This window comes from Deltaproteobacteria bacterium, assembly GCA_015233135.1.
GTDB lineage: Bacteria > UBA10199 > UBA10199 > JADFYH01 > JADFYH01 > JADFYH01.
Genome location: JADFYH010000005.1, coordinates 63,303 through 84,664 on the forward strand (window position 1 = coordinate 63,303; position 21,362 = coordinate 84,664).

Annotated in this window: 16 protein-coding genes; 4 read left to right on the plus strand and 12 right to left on the minus strand. The window is 45.8% G+C overall.

What is annotated here, in order from left to right:
* Positions 1-4 precede the first annotated feature (4 nt).
* Together HQM15_02650 and HQM15_02655 are read left to right on the plus strand one after the other, a co-directional pair.
* Positions 5-598: a glutathione S-transferase family protein gene (locus tag HQM15_02650; protein ID MBF0491663.1), complete on the plus strand. Its 594-nt coding sequence runs from the start codon at positions 5-7 to the stop codon at positions 596-598.
* A 101-nt stretch (positions 599-699) separates the two neighbouring features.
* Positions 700-1,368: a transglutaminase domain-containing protein gene (locus HQM15_02655; GenBank protein ID MBF0491664.1), complete on the plus strand. Its 669-nt coding sequence runs from the start codon at positions 700-702 to the stop codon at positions 1,366-1,368.
* On the opposite strand, the gene HQM15_02660 is transcribed toward HQM15_02655, so the two are convergent.
* The 11 genes from HQM15_02660 to HQM15_02710 form a co-directional block, all read right to left on the minus strand.
* Positions 1,365-2,582 (minus strand): DUF1343 domain-containing protein, encoded by a 1,218-nt coding sequence (locus HQM15_02660; GenBank protein MBF0491665.1) that lies wholly within the window; start codon positions 2,580-2,582, stop codon positions 1,365-1,367. The genes HQM15_02655 and HQM15_02660 overlap by 4 nt on opposite strands.
* A 102-nt stretch (positions 2,583-2,684) precedes the next feature.
* Entirely contained in the window at positions 2,685-4,466 is a 1,782-nt protein-coding gene (locus HQM15_02665; protein MBF0491666.1) for a carbon starvation protein A, read from the minus strand.
* A 118-nt stretch (positions 4,467-4,584) separates the two neighbouring features.
* Positions 4,585-5,718 (minus strand): hypothetical protein, encoded by a 1,134-nt coding sequence (locus HQM15_02670; GenBank protein ID MBF0491667.1) that lies wholly within the window; start codon positions 5,716-5,718, stop codon positions 4,585-4,587.
* Between the two features lie 21 nt (positions 5,719-5,739).
* On the minus strand, positions 5,740-6,471 hold the full coding sequence (locus HQM15_02675) for a fumarylacetoacetate hydrolase family protein (protein ID MBF0491668.1): 732 nt from the start codon (positions 6,469-6,471) through the stop codon (positions 5,740-5,742).
* 22 nt (positions 6,472-6,493) lie between these two features.
* The gene (locus tag HQM15_02680; protein MBF0491669.1) at positions 6,494-7,258 is read right to left on the minus strand and encodes a 4-hydroxy-tetrahydrodipicolinate reductase; all 765 of its coding nucleotides are present in this window, start codon (positions 7,256-7,258) and stop codon (positions 6,494-6,496) included.
* Between the two features lie 23 nt (positions 7,259-7,281).
* Complete coding sequence (locus HQM15_02685) at positions 7,282-8,163, minus strand: 4-hydroxy-tetrahydrodipicolinate synthase (protein MBF0491670.1); 882 nt, start codon at positions 8,161-8,163, stop codon at positions 7,282-7,284.
* Between the two features lie 8 nt (positions 8,164-8,171).
* Positions 8,172-8,993 (minus strand): diaminopimelate epimerase, encoded by an 822-nt coding sequence (locus tag HQM15_02690; GenBank protein ID MBF0491671.1) that lies wholly within the window; start codon positions 8,991-8,993, stop codon positions 8,172-8,174.
* A gap of 23 nt (positions 8,994-9,016) precedes the next feature.
* Positions 9,017-10,198, minus strand: coding sequence for a molybdopterin-synthase adenylyltransferase MoeB (moeB, locus tag HQM15_02695; protein ID MBF0491672.1), 1,182 nt, complete (start codon positions 10,196-10,198; stop codon positions 9,017-9,019).
* 95 nt (positions 10,199-10,293) lie between these two features.
* Positions 10,294-13,380 carry an efflux RND transporter permease subunit gene (locus HQM15_02700; protein ID MBF0491673.1) on the minus strand — a complete coding sequence of 1,029 codons (3,087 nt, stop codon included), beginning with the start codon at positions 13,378-13,380 and terminating at the stop codon, positions 10,294-10,296.
* Between the two features lie 127 nt (positions 13,381-13,507).
* Complete coding sequence (locus HQM15_02705) at positions 13,508-14,785, minus strand: TolC family protein (GenBank protein ID MBF0491674.1); 1,278 nt, start codon at positions 14,783-14,785, stop codon at positions 13,508-13,510.
* 56 nt (positions 14,786-14,841) lie between these two features.
* Positions 14,842-16,293: a DEAD/DEAH box helicase gene (locus HQM15_02710; protein MBF0491675.1), complete on the minus strand. Its 1,452-nt coding sequence runs from the start codon at positions 16,291-16,293 to the stop codon at positions 14,842-14,844.
* A 232-nt stretch (positions 16,294-16,525) separates the two neighbouring features.
* Here HQM15_02710 and hpnH point away from each other — a divergent pair, with 232 nt between their 5' ends.
* Together hpnH and HQM15_02720 are read left to right on the plus strand one after the other, a co-directional pair.
* On the plus strand, positions 16,526-17,545 hold the full coding sequence (gene hpnH / locus HQM15_02715) for an adenosyl-hopene transferase HpnH (protein ID MBF0491676.1): 1,020 nt from the start codon (positions 16,526-16,528) through the stop codon (positions 17,543-17,545).
* Positions 17,546-18,015: 470 nt separating this feature from the next.
* Positions 18,016-20,133 (plus strand): S8 family serine peptidase, encoded by a 2,118-nt coding sequence (locus HQM15_02720; GenBank protein ID MBF0491677.1) that lies wholly within the window; start codon positions 18,016-18,018, stop codon positions 20,131-20,133.
* Here HQM15_02720 and HQM15_02725 read toward each other — a convergent pair.
* Entirely contained in the window at positions 20,130-21,314 is a 1,185-nt protein-coding gene (locus HQM15_02725; protein MBF0491678.1) for an ATP-binding protein, read from the minus strand. The genes HQM15_02720 and HQM15_02725 overlap by 4 nt on opposite strands.
* Between the last annotated feature and the right edge of the window lie 48 nt (positions 21,315-21,362).

The window sequence follows — 21,362 nt, forward strand, 5'->3', positions numbered from 1 at the left end:
TGAAATGCCAATGTCCCCGTACTGCCATCGCGTTCGTATTGCCTTGGCAGAGAAGCAACTCGATTGCCAAAGTGTTGGGATCGATTTGTTTAAAAAGGAAAATAAAACAGAGCAATTTTTGCGATTAAATCCTCTCGGGAAAGTTCCCGTGTTGGTGGATGAAGGTTTGATCTTGGCAGAATCCCTTGTGATCAATCAATACCTGGAAGAAGAGTATCCTTATCCCGCTCTAATGCCCGAAGACGCCCAGTCTCGTGCCTTGGTACGATTGTGGTCTGCTCAAATCGACGCCATGGTTTTCACTCCCGGCATCCAGATACTCAGGGCAGAATGGGCACGCGACAAAGGTGAGAGTCTCGAAGAGGAAAGCTTGGAAGAATTTCGTGCGATAATTCAGCAATTTTTTGTACATGCCGCTCGTGCCTTAAAGAATCAGGATTTCCTTGTTGGTGCGTATTCCTTGGCCGATATTGCCTTTGCTCCCATGGTTTTCAAATTAGAGAAAATGAAAGTTGCTGTTCCTCAAGAATTGCCTCAGGTGGCTGCCTGGGTGAAACGGTTGGTGACTCGAGCGAGTGTGAACACCACCAAAGCCTAAAATTAGTAACTCATCATACGCGATTTTTATTCCCCACCCTCTCCCTCGACGGGAGAGGGCAGGGAGAGGGTGAAAGAACAATTGGAAATTAAGGACCAAAATTGCCTAGGGATCTTCTCCAATTTTTTGAATCTCAGGTTTACAGCGATTTAGTCACGCTTGAGCATTTGTCTGAAAGCAAACAATGTAATTTTTCTTCGGATGAAATCAAGGCTCTTTCCAAAAGGCTTTTTTCAACGATCGATAAACCTGAAAAAAAAGTTCGACTTGCCTACGAATACATCCGCAATCAAATTCTTTATGCCTTTGAACCCTGGCAGGATAGCGTTCTGCAAACCTTGCAAAAAAAGCGGGGGAATTGCTTTCACAAAAGTAATGTCATGGCCGCTTTGCTGCGTTCGCAAGGTATTCCCTGTGTTTTTTCTGCCTTTTATATTCACAAGAAAAGTTTCTCCTGGTTTTTAGAGCCTGATTTCTTAGAAAGACTTCCGGAAGAAAGCATCCATGTGTATGTAGAGGTTTTCCTGCAAAATGCCTGGCGGCGCTATGTCGACACTTCTCTCGATGTTCGCTTAAAACAAAAAGTTTTTGCTCAAGGCATCGACCCTTTTGATTGTGTGATGCTAGAAAAACCCATCCGGCGTTTTTTTACACCAGAAGAAATTTGCGAATGGATGAAAAAACAAAAGCCGGCTCTGGCGCTGAATGAGTTGTCTCAGGATCTTATTGAGAAGATGAATGCATGTTTTGAGAAGGTGAGAGGAGTCTAATACAACAAATACTCCTTCCTCTGCTTCAAAAACTTCTCCTTCCCCTTTTCATAAAACCCTAAAATATCTTTCCAGCTTTTTCCTTTTTCCAAGGCCAGTCGAAATTGGGCAGAGCCGGTCAGTAGATCGATGGCAGGAATATCTTTTACAAATTCGTAAGGTTTTTCTCTCCATTGAAAATCTTTCGGATAAAGATCCTGCAATGCCTTCACAATCGCCAGCCCCGTCAAATAGGGCCTGAATTTTTTACGATGGGTCACATGCAATTGTAGGCCTCCACAAACTTCATGGGCGTGTTTTTGAAAAGTGGGTTTGAAATACAGAGGACGAAAAAAAACTCCGGGCAATTTAAATTTTTGATCCAGATAGTTTTTTAATTTTTGTGGATCAATAAAAGGGGCACCAAAAATTTCGAAGGGTTTGGTGGTCCCTCGTCCTTCTGAAATTTCTGTGGCTTCGATTAAACACATTCCCGGATAAACCAGGGCCGTGTCCAGCGTAGGCATATTGGGGGAAGGTAGAACCCAAGCGGCATCCGTATCATCGAGGTAATGTTTTCGTTTCCAATCTTTTAGGCGAACAATTCTCAAGTCTGCCGCTTTGTCATTCCCTCGAAGGACGGGATCTTCACGGTTAAACATCTGACACAACTCTCCCACGGTCATTCCATGGCGATTGGTAATCGGAAAGGCCCCCACAAAAGATTCAAAACCTGCTTCAATTAAATTCCCTTCAACGGTCTCGCCCCCTAGGGGATTAGGTCGGTCCAATACATACAACGGAATTCCTTTTGCCGCACAGGCCTTCATCACAAAAGCGATGGTGTATACAAAAGTATAGTAGCGGGCACCCACATCTTGAAGATCACAAATCACTGCATCCAAGCCCTCCATCCATTCGAATTTGGGTTGCAGGCTTTTCAATTCATTTCCATATAAGCTGTGAATGGGTACCGATTTTCCCCCTCCTTGGGGAGAGGATACAGGTGAGGGGAGAGTACAATCTGCCACCGCTTCCATATCCTGCGCCACGCCCCAAAGGCCATGTTCTGGGCCAAAAAGCGCACTCAAAATGGGGCCTCTCTTTGTTTCTTCCAATAATTTTAAGAGATGTTGATATTTGGAGTTGACGCTAGCGCCGTGGCATAAAATGCCAATTTTTTTGCCGGAGAGTTTTTGAAAAAATTTTTGGATTTGATCGATACCGAGTTTCATAAAGTGCGTGATATTTCTTGTTTCCTTATAATATTACAAGTACTTTCACGAGAGATGTCACCGAACATTTAAAAAATATTCAAAGTTCACCATGTCCAAGTGTTACTTCCAATATCCTCTCCACTTCCTCATCGAAGCCGCTATAATCACCAGAGCCAATATCATAATAAACCCTGTCAAACTTAGGTCCACCATGCCTTGGGTGATTTTTGAAGCAATGCCACTCTGTGTGAGGGGATAAAAAATATCGCGGATGCTTTCATAACCGGCAATTAAAGTGGTTACTCCTACAAAAGATAAAGGCAGCAGAGTCACCCACACATATTTTTTCTTTCCCCATTTTAAAAGCAGCGTGGTGCCGATGCATAAGGCTACAGCCGCGAGGAGTTGATTGGAAATGCCAAACATGGGCCAAATGGTTTGTATGCTTCCGGTGTAAATAAAATACGACCAGGCACAGACAATCAGCAAAGATGAAATTATACTGCTGGGTAGCCAATGGGTCTGGCCGAATTTTTTGGAAAACTGTCCGCCAAATTCCTGCAGTAGAAAACGTCCGACGCGGGTGCCGGTATCAATGGTGGTTAAAATGAACATCGCTTCAAACAGGATGGCAAAATGATACCAGTAGCTCATCAGGGATTTCATTCCGGGAATACTTGAAAAGATCTGGGCAATTCCTACTGCCAGCGAAACCGCTCCCCCTGTGCGTCCTGCGATTTTCTCTCCTACTTCCTGGGAAAGTTGCGTGAGGTTTACGGTATGCATTCCCAGTTTTTCAAAAAGCTCAGGAGCCACGTTGATAGCAAAATAATCTCCGGGATGAAGGGCGGCGGCGGCAATGAGGGCCATGATGCCGACAAAACTTTCGAGCAGCATGGCGCCGTAGGCAATAGGTCGGGCCTCGCTTTCTCGGGAAAGCATCTTGGGGGTAGTGCCCGAGGCAACCAGCGAATGAAAACCCGAGATGGCTCCGCAGGCGATGGTGATAAAGACAAAGGGATAGAGCTTTCCTTTGACGATGGGTCCTCCTCCACTAATAAATTCCGTGATCGGCGCCATTTTGAGATCGGGATGAACGAGAATTACGGCGAGGGCCAAAAAGCTGATGGTGCCCAATTTCATATAAGAAGACAAATAATCGCGGGGGCACAAAAGCAGCCAGACCGGCAAAATACTGGCGACGAAGCCATAGAGGGCGATGGCAAAGGTGATCTGATTTTTGCTGAGTTGAAAATAAGTGGCCCAGGAACTCTCCGCGACTTCTTTTCCAAAAATCACGGCGGCAATGAGGGCAACAACTCCAAAGAGAGTGCCTTCGGTGATTTTTCCTTTGCGGATTTTGTAGGTGTAGATTCCCATGAGAAAAGCAATGGGAATGGTCATGCCAATCGTAAAGCAACCCCAGGCACTTTCACTGAGAGAATTGACTACTGCCAACCCTAGGCCCGACAAGGCAATGACAATAATAAAAAGAATAGCAAGAGAAGCGACAATCCCTGGGATGGGCCCCAGCTCTATTTTTGCAATTTGAGCGAGAGATTTTCCGTAGTGTCTGATCGAGGCAGTCAAGATTACAAAATCGTGAACGGCGCCCCCTAAAACGACGCCAATAATCAGCCAGAGCAGGCCCGGTAAAAAACCAAACTGGGCAGCGAGTACCGGTCCAATCAAAGGCCCCGCCCCGCTGATGGCGGCAAAGTGATGTCCAAACAAAACCCATTTGTTGGTAGGGATATAGTTTTGCCCATCAAAATGGGTGTGGGCTGGAGTTTGCCGGCTATCGTCTAAGACCAGCACTTTTGCAGCAATGAAAGCAGAGTAATAACGATAGGCCAGGGTGAAAATACAAATAGTACCAATGACGATGGGGAGTGCATTCATATAGGGTGGAAGTAAGCACATCCAGCTAATCCTTCCATTTGCTGCGGAACTCGCTGCCGCTCAGACAGTCCTCGCAAATTACAGGATTAGCTGGATGTGCTTACTTTTTTAGTTAGTGTTAGTAACAAGAAATTTTCTGACAAATTGAAGTGAGTCTGTCTTCCATCTCTTGTTTGTTTTTTTTAGGAAGACCTTGCACCTGCAAGGCCTGTCTTATTTTTTGAAGCGCTTCAGTATATTTTTGAGAATAAAAGTCAATGTTTGCACTCCAGTAAGAAGCCTCAGCTTTTTGAAGATTATGAAACAGAGGGTTGAATTCGAGGGACTTTGCAAAATATTTTTGGGCCTGATCATTTAAACTGAGGTCCTGTGAAATTCTTCCTGCATGGTAGTAACCTAAAAACGAATACTCTGGATGACAATGATTTGGGTTTTTTTCACACCAAGTACCCAATTTTAAAAAACCACTCAAGCCCTCTGTTTTGTCTTTCTTTTCACTGATATTGGCTCGGTAAAATTTTAATTCCGGATTGTTCGGAAATATTTTTTCCATTTGTGTCAAATATTGAAGGGCCGTCTCATATTGTTTTTCAAAATCACTGTACACATTTACCAGGGCATAGAGACTGTCGTAATAGAAAGGCAATTGGGGATCGAGAGAGTATTTTAATTCTGTTAAACCCAAATCTTTATCGCCTTTAATACCGAGTAAGCCCCGAAAACTTTTCAGCCAGGGAGGTATTTGATCGGCCAGATAATGAAAGCCTCCCAGGGCCAGCAACGCGTCTTTTCGCGAGGGATCCAGCTTAATCGCCTTCTCCAAATACTTTTGACATTTTTTTCCTGTGAGGACGGCATCCAGATTTTTTCCCAGGTCCGAATATTTTCGACCTAAGAAGAGATAGCTGTTTCCCAGATTAATGAGCTTGTCTACATTCTCTGGATCGCTATCCCAGAGATGAAAGGCCAGGTCATTGGCTTGTTTATAAATTTCCAAAATTTCTTTTTGAGAATTTCTTCCTTCCCAATCCAGGGTAGCCTTCCAATCGAGTACCACGGCCTTTACGAAAAGTCCGTTGGGATCTTCAGGATTTTGGGCGATGTAAGCGTTGATGAGTGGAAGGGCTTGGGCAGTCTCAGCTGCATAGGCAAGGCGCGAGGCCTCGAGGAGATTGGGGTTCCAGTCTTTGGCAAAGAGGGGAGAGGGAAAAAAAAGGATGAGGAATAGGATAATTTTTTGGAAATAGATCATTGAGCTTTCGTTCAAAAATAATTAAACCACACTATTCCTCAAACTCCCAATCCCCTCAATTTTCACTTCCACCACATCTCCCGATTTCATCGTGCAAGTCCCTCCAGGAGATCCAGTGCTGATCACATCTCCTGGATATAAGGTCATCATGTGCGAAACAAAGGAGACGAGTTTTGGAACTCCAAAAATCATTTCTTTGGTGTTGGAGTTTTGTTTGAGTTCACCATTCAGGTAAGTTTGAATCGTCAAATTCGACGGGTCCAGTTGAGTTTCTACCCAAGGGCCCATGCAAGCAAAGGTGTCGAAGGATTTGGCGCGACAAAACTGGCTGTCTCTGCGCTGCAGGTCTCTTGCGGTCACATCGTTGAAACAGGTGTATCCCATCAGAGAAGAGAGCGCTTCCTCCTCGGAAACATTTTTGGCCAGTTTTCCAATTACTAAAGCCAGTTCGCCTTCCAGTTCGATCTGATTTGAAAAGGGGGTGAGTTCAATGGGATCTCCGGGATGATTGAGGGCCGACGGTGCTTTCAAGAAAATCAGCGGTTCTACGGGTTGGGGAAGCTTCATTTCGCGAATGTGGTCGTGATAGTTCAAACCCACACAGATAATTTTGGAGGGAAAACTGGGGGCCAGAAGTTTTACATCCGCTAGAGGAACTACATTGTTTTGGGTGCCGTTTAGTGTACGTACGGTTTCATTTTCTAAAACACCATAGCTCTGTTCGTTTTGATACGCGAAGCGGATGAGTTTCATTTGGTTTCCTTTGTTGTAAAAATTACTTCAAGCCCAATACATCTTGCATGTTATAAAGACCTGGTTTTTTGTCCACTACCCATTCTGCCGCCCGCAGAGCGCCTTGCGCAAAGGTGTCGCGTGAAGAAGCGCGATGCGTAATTTCCAGACGTTCTCCAATACCGGCAAAATAGACGGTATGATCGCCCACGACATCGCCGCCGCGCAAGGTTTGGATACCAATTTCTCCTGCCTTGCGTTCGCCTATCATTCCGTGGCGGGAGTACACGGCATCTTTTTCCAAATTGCGGCCTGCCGCTTTGGCCAAGACTTCCGCGGTGGTCATTGCTGTTCCGGAGGGGGCATCTTTTTTCAGGCGATGATGCATCTCCACGACTTCAATATCATAGGCGGGCCCTAAAGCCCGTGTGGCTTGCTCCAACAATTTCCACATCACATTGACGCCGATGCTCATGTTGCTGGAAAAGACGATGGGGATTGATTTTGCGGCCTCTTCGATTTGCTGGCGTTCTTTGAGATTGAAGCCGGTGGTGCCAATGACGAGAGGGACTTTAGAGCTCATCGCAAGCTTTAAATTTTCCAAGCTGGCATCCGCATGGCTAAAATCGATGATGACATTTCCTGTAGAAATGACGTCTTTCAAGTTAGTGAAGCAAATCAGCCCTTCTACTGTTTGAGCTGTTTTTTTATCGACACAGGCGGCTAATGTTATTTTTGGATTTTCTTTTGAGAGTGCCGCAATCCGTTGTCCCATACGACCTGCAGCACCACAGAGAATTAGATTCATAGCATCTCTTTCTTGTATAAAAATTAGATTAATTTATTCTTTTTGAGAATGGCAGATAGTTTCTCTTTATTTTCTTTTTTAAGTGTAACCAGAGGCAATCGAATCTCCTCACCACAAAATCCCATCAAGGCCAAAGCGGTTTTCACTGGGGAAGGATTGGTTTCGACAAACATCACATCGTTGATTTCCAGCAATTGATAATGCAATTCACGAGCGCGTTTCATGTTTCCTTTTTGAGCTTCATTCCACAATTCTGCACATTGCTTCGGAAGAATATTCGCGGTTACCGAAATAGCGCCTTGGGCGCCGATGGCGTACAAGGGCCAGGTGAGGGCATCTTCTCCGGAGTAGACGCCAAAATCTTTGGGACAAGCGGCGATCACTTCGCTCGCTTGAATGAGATTTCCGGTGGCTTCTTTAATGCCGACGATATTTTTTCTCTCCGCGAGTTTGGCAATGGTAGAAGGTAGCAGGTTGATCCCCGTCCGCCCTGGAATATTATAGAGCACTTGGGGAATATCCACTGCATCGGCTATCGCTCCAAAATGTTGAAGCAAACCTTCCTGAGTGGGCTTGTTATAATAGGGACAAATCAGCAAAGCCCCATCTGCCCCAGCTTTTCTGGCATTTTGTGTGAGCCGTATGGCTTCACTTGTGGAGTTGGACCCCGTGCCTGCTAGTACCTTGGCCCGCTTGTGACTGTATTCGACCGTGAGGGCAATCACACGGTCATGTTCTTCATGAGAAAGGGTGGCCGATTCTCCTGTGGTCCCGCAGGGGACGAGGACAGAAGTTCCATTCTCAATTTGAAAGTCGATTAATTTTTTCAATGCCACCTCGTCGAGTTTCCCCTCTTTGAAAGGGGTGATGAGGGCGACCATGCTGCCTTGAAATAAAGTTGTCATAAAGTTTCCTAAATCTCAATTTCCCCATTAAAAACTTCTGTTCCCGGCCCAGTCATATACACCCGATTGTCTTTTTCGCTCCACACAATATCCAGATTGCCGCCAGGGAGCTGGGCTTGTACCTTACGATTGGTAAAACCGTTCAAGATACTTGCGACGACGGCTCCACAGGCCCCTGTGCCGCAAGCCATTGTTGCACCTGCGCCGCGTTCCCACACCCGTAGTTTGATGGTGTTTTTGTCGATCACCTGAACAAATTCAACGTTTGTTTTCTTGGGAAATAAGGCATCGGTCTCGATTTTAGAGCCCATCTTTTTCAGAGGGACTTCCTCCACGTTTTGCACAAAGAGCACGCAGTGAGGGTTGCCCATGCTGACACAAGTAATCGGATGAGTTTCTCCGCCGAGTTCCACATTTTTTCCAATCACCATGCCTTCCAGATTTACTGGAATTTCCGAGGCCTTCAAAATAGGTTCTCCCATATCCACCTCCACCAGATTGCCCACTATCTTGGGTTTCTTGATGCCTCCCAAGGTTTCTACCGTCATGGAATCATTTTTTACCAGACCATGTTTTTTTGCGAATAAAGCCAAGCAGCGGATTCCATTGCCGCACATTTCTACTTCGGAACCATCTGCATTATAAATCTGCATGCGTAAATCGGCGACTTCGGAAGGGCGAACAATTATGAGCTGATCGCAGCCAATCCCCAAGCGGCGTTCGCAAAGAGATTTTGCTTTTTGTTCGATTTCGTTTAATTTCTGACCCACTGCATTGAGCATGATAAAATCATTACCCAGTCCATGCCATTTTTCAAAATGGAGCTTCATGAGGTTTCCTTAATTGAGAGAATTTATTTTAGTGGATCTCCACCCGCCAGTGAACAGAACCACTCATAATCAATCAATTCCTTAATACTTGGATGATCACCGCAGACAGGACAGGCGGGGTCACGGCGGAGTTTTAATTCCTTGAATTTCATTTTTAGGGCATCGAAAGTCAGCAATCTGCCGATTAAAGGTTCGCCTTTGCCTAAAATCAATTTGAGGACTTCAATGGTTTGGGCCGTGCCTAAAATTCCGGGAAGTGCCCCAAATACTCCGGCTTCCTGGCAGGAGGGGGCCATTTCTGGAGGGGGAGGTTCGGGATAGAGGCAGCGGTAGCAAGGGCCTCCATTTGCGGAGTCAAAAACGGTGATCTGTCCATCAAAGCGGAAGATGCTTCCATCCACCAACGGCTTTTTTAAAAACACACAGGCATCATTCACCAAATAGCGGGTGGGGAAGTTGTCGCAGCCGTTGACGATAATGTCGTAGTCTTGGATGATTTCCGTGATGTTATCCCGAGAAAGTTTTTCATTATAGGTGATTACGTTAATATCTGAGTTTAAAGCCTTTAAAGTTTGTTTTGCAGATTCTACTTTTAATTCCCCGACGCGTTCTTCGTTGTGCAAAATCTGTCGTTGAAGATTGCTTTTGTCCACCACGTCGTGATCGATAATCCCAAGGGTTCCAATGCCTGCAGCAGCCAGGTAATAGGCACAGGGAGATCCCAGGCCGCCGGCACCCACCAGGAAAACTTTTGCATCCAATAATTTTAACTGACCTGCTTCGCCCACTTCGGGCATGAGCAAATGCCGCGCATAGCGATCAAGCTGGGATTTATTCAGCGAGCGTTGAACCTTGGTGGGTAGGCCCTGCGAGGCCCAGCCGGAATAACCGCCAATCAAAGAGTGTACTTTTTCGTATCCCAAATCTTTGAGACTCTTCGCTGCCAAGGCAGAGCGATTGCCTCCTGCACAATACAGCACAATCTCGTCGCTTTTATTGGGGACCTGATCTTCGATTTTGAGTTCCAGAAATCCTCTGGGAATCAGCTTGGCGCCTGGAATGATGCCCTTTTCCTGTTCGTCTTTTTCGCGGACATCCACGAGGTGCATGTTCCTCTTTTGGTCTATCCAGCTTTTTAGTTCAGGGGCTTTAATTTCAGAAATTTGTTTTTTGGTCTGGGAGAGTAGTTCTTGAATGTTGGGCATATTTGGCTCCGTGGATTTGTTAAGGTCTCTCGGGATATAGGAAGAGGAGGGGGGCTATGTCAAGATTCCACTCAGTCTGTATCCCTAAGATTTCTCTAGAACTTCTCTTTTTTGAGCTCCATTTTAGAGAAAATCTCATAGGCACAAGGGATGACGAATAAAGTCATCCAGGTAGAAAGAAAAATTCCCCCTATTAAAATCACCGCCATGGGCATGCGCGTTTCATAACCCGCTCCCCGGGAAAGGGCGGACGGGATGGCGGCTGCCACGGTGGCGAAGGAAGTCATCAAAATGGGGCGCAGTCTTTGCGGACAGGCCTCCAGCAAGGCTTCGCGGGTACTCCTGCCTTCTGCCCGTTTGTGATTGGTAAAATCGACCAGCATGATGGAATTCTTTTTGGCGATTCCCATCAGCAAAATCAAACCGATAAAACTGTAGAGATTAAGAGATTGGCCACTGAAATAAAGGGCAATCCAGGCTCCCGAAAGAGAGAAGGGAAGCGCCAGCAAAACTAGGAAGGGATGGATGAAGCTGTTGTACTGGCTGGCTAAAATCATATAAGCGACCACGACGCCCATCCATAAGGCAAAAAATAAACTATTGAAAGATTCCTTAAACGTTTCGGCAGAGCCACTCAAAACAATGCGATAATTGGGAGGCAATATTTCTTTGGCTATTTTTTCTACTTCTTTTAAGGCTTCTTCCTGGGATTTTCCCTGACCTACGTTTGAAAACAGACTGATGGCGCGTTCTCGGTCTTTGCGGGTGATACTCTTGAGCGTTTTGTGCTCCTCGATACGTACGATATCTCCCAGTGAAACCAGTTCGCCCTGCTGATTTCGCACCAACAAATTTTTGATCTGATCGCCTTTTAAGCGTGAACTTTCTTCCAAACGAAGACGAATATCATTGCGTCTTCCTTTCTCGGTAAATTTTCCTTCGCGCACCCCTCCCATCAAGGCATTGATCGTCGTTCCCAAGTCTTGCATGCTCACCCCTCGAAGCGCTGCAGCATCGCGTAGGGGAAAAATTTGAATTTCGGGTTGTCCCAGTTGATAATCACTGTCCACATCTTTAAAGTAAGGATCCGATTTCATTTTCTCACGCAACTGTTCCGAGATTTTAGCCAGCTCGTCCCACTCGGGGCCTCGTACGGAGAATTCGACAGGAAATCCGCGCTGGGCGGTAAATCCCCGTGTAGAGAGGTCTTGCATCACGACACGAAGATCAGGAATTTTGAGTAATTTTTCGCGTAGGTCGTTCATGACTTCTATTTGGGTAATGTGCTTGTGAGTAGCCGGGGAAAGCGGTCGGTCGGGTAATTCTTTCAGGGTGACAAAGGCAATGGCGGTGTTGACGTCTCCTCCTGTAAATCCACCCACCGCAGAAAAATATCGATTGAGACTAGGTTCTGCTGCAATGATTTTTTCTGCTTCCTTAATTTTCTCGTCGGTAAACTGAATGGAAGAACCCAGAGGCGTTTGAAAACGAACCAAGAAAGAACTTTGATCTTGTGCCGGAACAAACTCTTTTTTAACCTGGGTTAGAAACCAGAAAGAAGAGACAAATAGCACCAAAGAAAGAATAAGCACCAGCCAGCGGAACCTTAAGCAGAGGGCAATGGCCGATTTGTAAACCGAAGCCACACGGCTGAAATAAAAGTTAATCATTCTTTCAAAGCGACTTTCATGAATATCGCCCCTCAGCATGCGGGAAGTACGCATGGGCGTAATGGTTAAGGCTTCTATCAGGGAAAGTATCACGGTGGCGGATAAAACAATTCCAAACTGAAAAAAGAATTTTCCGATGATTCCCTTCATAAAAATGACGGGGATAAAAATAGCAATAATCGCCAGAGTGGTAGCAATGGCGGCAGAGCTGATTTCCTTGGCTCCCTCCCGAGCTGCCTGAAGGGCAGTTTTTCCCATCTCTTTGTGACGGATAATGTTTTCCAGCACCATGATGGCATCGTCGACCACAATACCGATCGACAAAATTAAGGCGAGCAAGGTGAAGGTGTTGAGGGTAAATCCGAAAAATAAAATGAGGGTAAAACAACCGACAATGGAAGTGGGAATCGCCAGTAAAATATTGAAGGTAGAGGCCCAGGATCCCAGGAAGAAAAGACAAACCACGGCAGTGAGTAAAGCGGCTAAGGCAAGGTGGTGCTTCATTTGATCGGTGCTTTGCTCAATAAAACGGGTGGTATCAAAGGTGATTCCCAACTTGTAACCGGGAGGAAGAGTTTTTTCAATTTCAGCCATTTTTAATTTAACGGCCTGGGCAATAGCGACGGCATTGGAGCCTCGTTGTTTTTTGATCCCCAGACCCAAGGCCAAATTTCCCTGAGTACGGCTGATGCGGCGTACATCGGCTAACCCTGGCACAATGCGGGCGACTTCTCGCAGTTCAATGGGTTTATAAATGGGGGCCCCGCCTCGTTTGCGAATTTGAATGTGCCCTAGCTCTTCAGGGGTTTTTGCCTCTCCCATGGCCCTTAAATTAATTTCCGTCGAAGAGGTCTCAATGCGGCCTGCAGGAATTTCGATGTGTTCGCGTCGGATGGCCTCCAGCACATCTTCTACCGTCAATTCCTGTTTTTTTAACTGGTCGGGATCAATCCAGATACGAAGATTCAGATCGACGTATCCACTGAGGAGAATTTCTCCCACTCCATTCACGGTTTGAAGTTTGTCTTTCAGGTGATCGCGCGCGTATTCAATCAATTCGCGAAGATCTGCTTTTTCAGCCGACAAGCCCAACCACAGGATGGGCTGATCTTCCGGATTTGTTTTAGTGACGATGGGGGGATCAATTTCATGGGGAAGATTTTTTTGCACTTGTGCAATTTTAGTTTGAACTTCCTGGAGAGAAAAATCGATGTTACGATCCAGGTTAAACTCAATCGTAATATTGGCGCTTCCTTGTTGAGAGGTAGAAGATAAGGTCTTGATTCCTTCGACGCTCATGACGGCATCTTCAATCAGGTCGACCACATCCATTTCCATCACTTCGGGGGCTGCCCCTTCATAAGTGACTTGAACATTCACAACCGGAAAATCCACATCGGGCATTTCACTAATGCCCAGGCTTCGAAACGAGATGGCTCCAAAGAAAATGAGGCCCAGCATGAGCATCCAGGCAAAGACGGAATTTTTGATGGAGAATTCGGAGAGGGACATTGTGTTCCAAAAATCCTCCCTCCCTTGAGGGGAGGGAGTTAGAGGGAGGGTGATACTCAAGTGTTCTCGAGACCACCCTCTCCCTGACCCTCTCCCCTCAAGGGAGAGGGGATTAATTTTTAGGACGTTACTTGGGGATCTCGGCTATCTTCCCCGAACTCATTTTCAGCTTTGCCCAAGCCGCCCACACTTGAACTTGAGCGGTTTGGCTCTGCTCCAAGGCTTGCATCCAGGTTCTTTGGGATTGAAGTACATCGAGATTCGTCACCAGGTTTTGCTGATAATCTTTTACTTGTTGTTGGTAGCTCATTTCAGTCATTTTTGCGGCTAGTTTGTATTTTTTAAGTTGTTCCAAAGAACTTCTCAAATTGACGTAATCCCTTCCCACTTCTTTTTCAGAGCTTCGGTTCAATTCTTCTTTTCGGATTTCTTCCTGTTTGGTTTTGATTCTGGCTTCGCGAATGTTTCCAAAAGTACTAAAATTAAAGAGGGGAACACTGAGATTTAAAGTGGTGTCCCAGAGGATATCATTTTGATAGCCGCTGCGATAGATCCAGGTGTTTGCATTGAAATCGAGTTGAGGCAGTAAATAGGAACGTTGCACTTTAATGTCTTCTTTGGCCAGTTCGATGGCTTTGTTCTGAGCTTGTAAATCGCTGCGTTTTGCCAGGTTGCTTTTCCAGTCTTCGTAATGTCCCAGGACAATATTCAACTCCTCTATTTTGATGGGGGGCTGGGGAGTCAGACCGGTAAGCAAACCCAGAAGTTCGTAGGCAATCCGTAAATCGCCCTTCTTTTTTTCCAGATCGGCTTCGATCAGGCTCAGTTCAGCAGCTTGAGCGGCGTATTCACTGTCGCGGGATTTCCCTAATTGGATGCGGTTTTGAATTTCTGTAATTCTTTCTTTTACAATTTTTTTTATTTTTTGCTGACTTTTCATCTCGGCTTCAAGACTGGCCACGGTAAAAAAGGCGGTCGCGACGTCTCCGTATAAAAGACGTTCTACCTCTTTTTTCTTGAATTCCTTTTCGGCTGCATCAATTTTGCTACTCCGAAGGGCATAGAATTCCCGGAATCCTCGAAAGAGGGTCAGGCTCATGCCGATGCCCGCCTGAGGGCGACGAAACTGAGTAAGGCTACTACTCACAGTGGGATCCCCATTGCTGGAATCATCCTGAAAAAATTCACTGTAGTTCAGATTAATTCGGGGGAGTATTGTTCCTAATGCCTGAAGGAAATGTGCCTCGCTGATCTTGATGTCTTCTTCAGAGAGTTTAAGCGTTTCGGAACGTTTGAGCGTGAGCTGGTAGCAGTCGTTGAGAGTTAGGTGTTCTCCAGTGGGGGAGGCCGACAGCGTAAATGGGAAAAAAAAGAGTACAAAGAAAAACAAGGAAAGGCGCTTCATGTACTGGGAAGTACACTAAAGATTCTTTGTCTGTCAATGAGGTGAAAGAAGTAATTTTACCTTCTCCGTGGGCCGTACGATCGGGTATTCCCCCGCGAAAATCCGCCCCCACTTCTGCTGAAGCCACCTCTTCTATTATTTGAAGACGATCCTCTCCGGGCGGGCCAGAAATTTTCTTCCAGAATTTGTTCTTTTGAATTTTGATTTTCAAGAATGAGTTTTGAAAACCGAAGAGATAAAAAACGTGCAATAATTTCCTGAGGCGAAAAGGTCTCCGCAATTTTTTCCCATTCTATGGGCAGCCATGAAAGCACTTTTTCACTTTTATCGACTGCCAGAAAATCTTCCAAAAAGGTTTCAGTTTGTTTTTTGAAAATTTCTTTTGCGCTGGGGATCTCCCCCTTTTTTAAGGGTACTCGACTCTGTCTTTCAATGGCTCTAAAAAGATGTTCTTCCTGAGGTGCAAAAAAACTGATCGATTTGCCTTTATTTCCAATGCGTCCCGTTCGTCCAATGCGATGGGTGTAAATTTCAGGATCCATGGGAATCGAATAGTTTACGACCACACTGAGTTTATTGACATCCAAACCCCGGGCCGCCACATCGGTGGAAACCATGATTCTGGCTTTTCCATCGCGAAAGGCCTGCATGCTGCGTTCGCGTTCTTTCTGGCTTTTATCACCGTGTAAACATTCCACCGGATAATGCTTCTGCTTCAAGGTTTGATAGATCTCATCCACCCTGATTTTGGTTTGGCAAAAAATAAGACCATAAAAATCTTCTTCGGCATCTAATAAACGGCAGAGAAGTTTGGGTTTATTGCGTTCTTCCACAATAAAATAAAGCTGTTCAATATTTTTGGAGGCTTCTTCTTTTTGGTTGAGCGTAACGGTTTTTGGTTTTTCCAGATAACGGCTGGCTACCTGGCGGAGATCCGCATTGAGTGTGGCCGAAAAAAGCCAGGTGAGGCGATTGTCGGATTCGGTTTGTTTTAAAATGAGTTCCAAGTCGTCCCGAAATCCCATGGAAATCATCTCATCGGCTTCATCTAAAATAACCGTATGAATTTGTTTGAGGGAGAGATTCCTTCTCTCCAAGTGATCGATTAATCGACCGGGAGTAGCAATCACGATGGAGCAAACTTTTAAATCTCGAATTTGTTCCGAGTATCCAGCCCCGCCGTAGATGGTGGCCATTTTAATTTTTTTATATTTGGCGAGGGCCAGGATCTGCTTGGAAACCTGTTGAGCGAGCTCTCGAGTGGGGCAGAGGATAATGCCTTGAATCCCTTTGATCTTGGGATCGATGCGTTCCAAGAGTGGAATTCCAAAGGCCGCCGTTTTACCGGTGCCAGTGGCTGCCAGACCCAAAAAATCGCTGGGCTCTTTCAGGAGGGCCGTCAGCGTTTCAAATTGAATGGGGGTGCAGCTTTTAAAACCCAGCTCTTCTACTGCGCGCTGTATCTCTGGGCTTAAAGGAAATTGATCGAACGTGTGCGTTGTTTGCATAAAGTCTCCGTCGCAGAATAATTTTTTGATCCTGAACTAAGACTGTAACCTGGGTGTGAGAAGGGTAGAGGCTCTGGCAGGACGCCGGGCCCCATAGCTTAGATTGGAGGGAACCACAAGCTTTATTCTTTTCTGGGATAGCCTGCTCTTCTACGGTTTTTTCATTTTAGGCCTTGTCTAGCAGGAGCGAAGTGATTATGAGAGGGCTTCAATTCAAACACGAGGAAATCCTATGTCTGTCCCTGCACATCAGGCCTTTAATATTGCGGTGTATCTTTTCAAACAGAAACTTTTGGGCCGAAAAAAGTATCCGCTCAATTTAATGCTCGAGCCCTTGTTTCGTTGCAATCTTGCCTGTCCCGGCTGTGGAAAAATTCAGTATCCGGAAGAAAAACTCAAAAAACATCTTTCGGTGGAACAGGCCTTGAGTGCGGCCAATGAATGTGGGGCCCCCATGGTGACTATTCCCGGTGGCGAGCCTCTGATTCATCCGCAAATTGAGGAAATGGTGGAAGGACTGCTGGCGCAAAAACGTTACGTGATTTTGTGTACCAATGCCTTGTTGCTGGAGCGCAGTCTCCCCAAATTCAAACCCAATAAACGCCTCACCTTTAGTGTACACGTGGATGGTTATCAGGAACACCATGACCATTGTGTCGATAGAGAAGGGACCTATGAAATCGCCACCAAAGCCATTAAGGCAGCGCTGGAGCAGGGTTTTCGGGTGATCACCAACACGACCGTGTTTGAAGGGTCAACTCTTGAAAATCTGGCCAAACTTTTTGACCACATGACCGAATTGGGGGTGGAAGGTTTCAGTATCGCGCCGGGTTACAGTTACGAGAAGGCCCTGGATCAAGAACATTTTCTTTCCAAAAAACGCACCCATGAATTTTTCGGGCTCTTGCTTACTTACAAAAGAAACCACAAAAAAAAGTGGCCCTTCAACAATAGCCCGTTCTACCTCGATTTCCTCGAAGGCAAACGCGACTATGAATGTACTCCCTGGGGCATGCCTACCTACAATGTTTTTGGATGGCAAAAACCTTGCTACCTTCTTACCAAAGAAGGTTACGCCAAAACCTTCAAAGAATATATGGAACATACCGAATTTGAAAAGTTTGGCAAAGCCTCTGGCAATCCCAAATGCGCCCATTGCATGACCCATTGCGGCTATGAACCCAGTGCGGTTGCTGATGCGCTCTCAAGTGTGGGTAAGATGATACAGATGGGGAAGGCCACTGCAGCGTAATTCCCCTCTCCCTCCAGGGGCATAGGTATCTACACATCTCAGCAAACTATGGTTTTTATTGACTCTGCTGTTCCTCCCCTTAAGCTAAGGGGAGGTTAGGAGGGGTTATGGAAGATCTTGCTGAACTCAAAAATACTGTAATTTGCACGGTTTTCCATAACTCCCCCAACCCCCTCTTAGCTTAAGAGGGGGCAATACCAAAAGATGTGTAGATACCTATGCCTCAAGGGAGAGAGGGCTTTTGACACCCCTGTCAACGCTTTGACTTTTTTCAATATTTTTTCTCCATCAAAATTTAACAAGCTTCCACTCCGGGCTTCAACAGCAGCTGGAACATCCCTTGCAATCAACAAGTCCTAATGCACGCCTGGCGTTTTTTTAAAATTTTGTTTTTTCTGTTCATTTTTCTTTTTCCCTATTTTGAACTTCGAGCAGAGGACTGTGGCGCTTATATTTGCCAGGAAGCCTTAGTGAAATTTTCTAAGCAAGCCAGCGAAGAGGAAATTGGAAATGTTTTTAATCGCCTGGGCATAAAATTTATAAAATATTTTGTGAGCACGCGTTTGTATCATGTGCAACTTTCTGGGAAGCAAGACACCCTAAAAGAAATAGAGACGCTGCGTGCTCAGGACAAGGTCTTGCTGGCTTCTCCCAACGGCAAAATTACAATCGATGCCTTGCCTAATGACCCTTATTTTTCTCAGGAGTGGGGCCTGAGAAACACCTCGGGGAGCACGCTGGCCGATTTGGGTATGGATGAAGTGTGGGATAATTTCACCGATGCCAGTTCCACGATTGTGGCGGTCATTGATACGGGCATAGATTATACACATCCCGATTTGGCAGCAAACATGTGGGTGAACCCTGGGGAAATTCCAGGCAATGGAATTGACGATGATGGCAATGGTTATATCGATGATGTGTATGGCTATGATTTTGCGAATCACGATGGCGATCCCATGGACGACCACTTTCACGGTACACATGTGGCGGGCACTATTGGGGCTGTGGGAAATAACGGAATTGGTGTGAGCGGCGTGGCCTGGAAAGCCAAACTCATGGCCCTCAAGTTTATGGATAGTAGTGGTTCAGGTTCCTATTCCGCCGCCGTAGAAGCCATTGAATATGCCATCCACAATGGGGCCAAGGTGTTGAACAATAGTTGGGGTTCCACTTTCAACGATCCCACCTTAGAAGCGATCCTCAATGCCAGCAATAGTGCGGGCGTGATCTTTGTGGCGGCTGCTGGAAATGATGGAACAGACAACGATATTACGCCGCATTATCCTTCAAGTTATAGTGCCCCAAATGTTATTTCTGTGGCGTCGATGAATGAACAGGATCAACTTTCCTCCTTTTCAAATTTTGGTTTGGTTTCGGTGGATATTGCGGCTCCGGGTGAAAATATTCTTTCAACAATCCCCACGTGGTATTATCCGGGATCTGAAGATTATGGCTTTCTTTCCGGGACTTCCATGGCAACGCCGCATGTGTCCGGCGCTGCAGCGCTCTTGTGGTCTGCCTTTCCCACTAAAACCTATTTGCAGATTATTGATTTGTTGTATCAGGGCGGTACCCCAAAATCTTATTTGAATGGAAAAACCCTCACCGGAAAAATGGTGAATGTGATGAATTCACTTTTTATTGGCAATAATCAGTACGACCATGCCCCACTCGCCAATGCAGGATCCACGCAGCATAAAACGGTGGGTGATCTTGTGACTCTGCAAGCGCAAGTAAGCGATGAAGATGCCGAAACCCAGCTCACTTATGGGTGGACTTTCACAAAACCGAATGGAAGCAGTGCCCAGCTGAGCAGTCTCACAAGTCTCCAGCCCAGTTTTACTCCAGATGTCGATGGAACTTATCAGGCGACTCTCATTGCTTCGGATGGAGTGTTGGAGAGCACGCCTTCTGTCGTACAAATCCTAGTTTCGCCCATCGATAATACACCGCCCACGGTTTCTATCCACCTCTCCCAACAAAATGGCACTCAGCAATCGAGTCTCAACGATTCGAGTCAGGTCGAATTGGGGGCAACAGTGACTCTGGATGCCTCGTCTTCGACGGATAATCAGGCTCATACTTTGGATTATGAATGGACGATTTCAGCAAAACCCCAGGCAAGTGCCGCTACGATCCAAAATGCCAATCAGGCGATAGCGACCTTGCTCCCTGATAAGACCGGCACCTACCACATGATGCTGACTTTGGGGGATGGGCGCAATGAAAGTACCGGAACCGTGACTGTGGTGGTGATACAGACTCCGGTATCGGGGCAACAACAAGGTGGGCAACAGGGAGATGGCTCACAGCAAGGGGGAGCCCAGCAGAGTGGGCAGCAGCAAGGCGGTGGCGGTCAAGATCAGGGTTCTGGACAACAGCAGGATCCACAATCGGGGGGGCAAAACCAGACTGGGACGGATACTCCCGCAGCGGCTGCAGCTCCGGGAAGTTCTGGTGGCTGCAGTCTTTCCCGAGAAAATTCGGTGTCGGTGCTTCCTTACAATCTGTTTGTTCTGCTAGGTTTTTATCTTTTAAAGAGAAAGAGTTCTGAAAGCAGAAAATGCTACCACGGAGGCAGTTAAAAAATAGAGACCCAAGGCACGCAAAGAATTCCGGAATTTGTCCTGAAAAATTTTTTTCCCGCATGAGCTACTAGCCCCAACAAATCTGGAAATTTCTTTTGAGTCCAAAGGAGGCTTTTTAAAGATTTATCTGTGGGATAATCGGTCTCATCCACACAAATTGCAATTTGTCTTCCCGATCGATATTTTATAAAAAAGGGAATATCGACCCCCCCTCGTGTTTGATACGGTTGGAACGTGGCTTCATTTCTTAGAAGATAATGAAGTTGGGAGCGCAGCTCCAGATAAATGAGTTTAGTCCGATCTAAACGCGTCATCGAATTTTTTGAATTATTTTGAAGAAAGAAGGAGATCCCGGCATCTTCAATATAATAGGTGGATCCATAAGGTCGAATGAGAAAAAGTGCTTCAAGGGCATTGAGTATAGAGGAAAGTGTGGGGGGGGAAGTTCCAACCACTTTTGAAAGTTCTGAAATATTTGTGGAAAGCCCTTCTCGTTTAGCGAGTTCTTCCATGAGACGAAAAAGTTTAAGGTAGGGTAGTGTGGTTTTTTTTATAAAATGAATGTCCCTAGCTAAAAGAGTTTCAAGGTGAGCACGGTAGAGCTCATTTCTAATGTTTGCTTCTCTTCTAAAGCAGATCCCCGGTAGCCCACCACTTTGAAAATAATGCAATAATTGTCCTTCTTGGGCCCAATTTTTTTGAGAAAAATTTTCAGAAATTTTTTGAATAGAATCGGAGCAAAGATTTTTTAGAAAAGTGGAAAATGGCTTGGAATGACATTCGGAAAGAGTGAGAGGAAACAAATCAAAGCTCACAATCCTGCCGGTTAAAGATTCTCGAATTTGTTTTTTTGATGAAAAACGAATGGAACCTGTGAGGCAAAATCGACCGGGCTTTTTCTTCTGGTCCACTAAAGTTTTAATAAGGTCGAACACGGGTGGATATTTTTGTACTTCATCGAGACCGATACTCTCGCGTGAAGCATCCAAAATTGACCTCCCTTCACTTTGAAAACGAATTTGAAAACTTTCATCGTCAAAGGTGTAATAAATCTTCACTTGTTCTTTCATGAGAGTCGATTTACCCACTTGTCGCATGCCTAATATTCCCACTACAGGGGAATAGGTAAGTGCTTTTTTGATAAGGCCGGAGGCTTGTCGTTGTCGTAAATGGGGCATCGGATGATCTTGCTGCACAAATAGCACTCTGTCAAATTGAAAGGTATG

What these genes read in the sequence shown, in the direction of transcription:
- HQM15_02650 (MBF0491663.1), top strand. Translation starts at nt 5, where the DNA reads ATGCCAATGTCCCCGTACTGCCATCGCGTTCGTATTGCCTTGGCAGAG.
- HQM15_02660 (MBF0491665.1), bottom strand. Translation starts at nt 2,582, where the DNA reads ATGAAACTCGGTATCGATCAAATCCAAAAATTTTTTCAAAAACTCTCC.
- HQM15_02665 (MBF0491666.1), bottom strand. Translation starts at nt 4,466, where the DNA reads ATGAATGCACTCCCCATCGTCATTGGTACTATTTGTATTTTCACCCTG.
- HQM15_02670 (MBF0491667.1), bottom strand. Translation starts at nt 5,718, where the DNA reads ATGATCTATTTCCAAAAAATTATCCTATTCCTCATCCTTTTTTTTCCC.
- HQM15_02675 (MBF0491668.1), bottom strand. Translation starts at nt 6,471, where the DNA reads ATGAAACTCATCCGCTTCGCGTATCAAAACGAACAGAGCTATGGTGTT.
- HQM15_02680 (MBF0491669.1), bottom strand. Translation starts at nt 7,258, where the DNA reads ATGAATCTAATTCTCTGTGGTGCTGCAGGTCGTATGGGACAACGGATT.
- HQM15_02685 (MBF0491670.1), bottom strand. Translation starts at nt 8,163, where the DNA reads ATGACAACTTTATTTCAAGGCAGCATGGTCGCCCTCATCACCCCTTTC.
- HQM15_02690 (MBF0491671.1), bottom strand. Translation starts at nt 8,993, where the DNA reads ATGAAGCTCCATTTTGAAAAATGGCATGGACTGGGTAATGATTTTATC.
- moeB (MBF0491672.1), bottom strand. Translation starts at nt 10,198, where the DNA reads ATGCCCAACATTCAAGAACTACTCTCCCAGACCAAAAAACAAATTTCT.
- HQM15_02700 (MBF0491673.1), bottom strand. Translation starts at nt 13,380, where the DNA reads ATGTCCCTCTCCGAATTCTCCATCAAAAATTCCGTCTTTGCCTGGATG.
- HQM15_02705 (MBF0491674.1), bottom strand. Translation starts at nt 14,785, where the DNA reads ATGAAGCGCCTTTCCTTGTTTTTCTTTGTACTCTTTTTTTTCCCATTT.
- HQM15_02710 (MBF0491675.1), bottom strand. Translation starts at nt 16,293, where the DNA reads ATGCAAACAACGCACACGTTCGATCAATTTCCTTTAAGCCCAGAGATA.
- hpnH (MBF0491676.1), top strand. Translation starts at nt 16,526, where the DNA reads ATGTCTGTCCCTGCACATCAGGCCTTTAATATTGCGGTGTATCTTTTC.
- HQM15_02725 (MBF0491678.1), bottom strand. Translation starts at nt 21,314, where the DNA reads ATGCCCCATTTACGACAACGACAAGCCTCCGGCCTTATCAAAAAAGCA.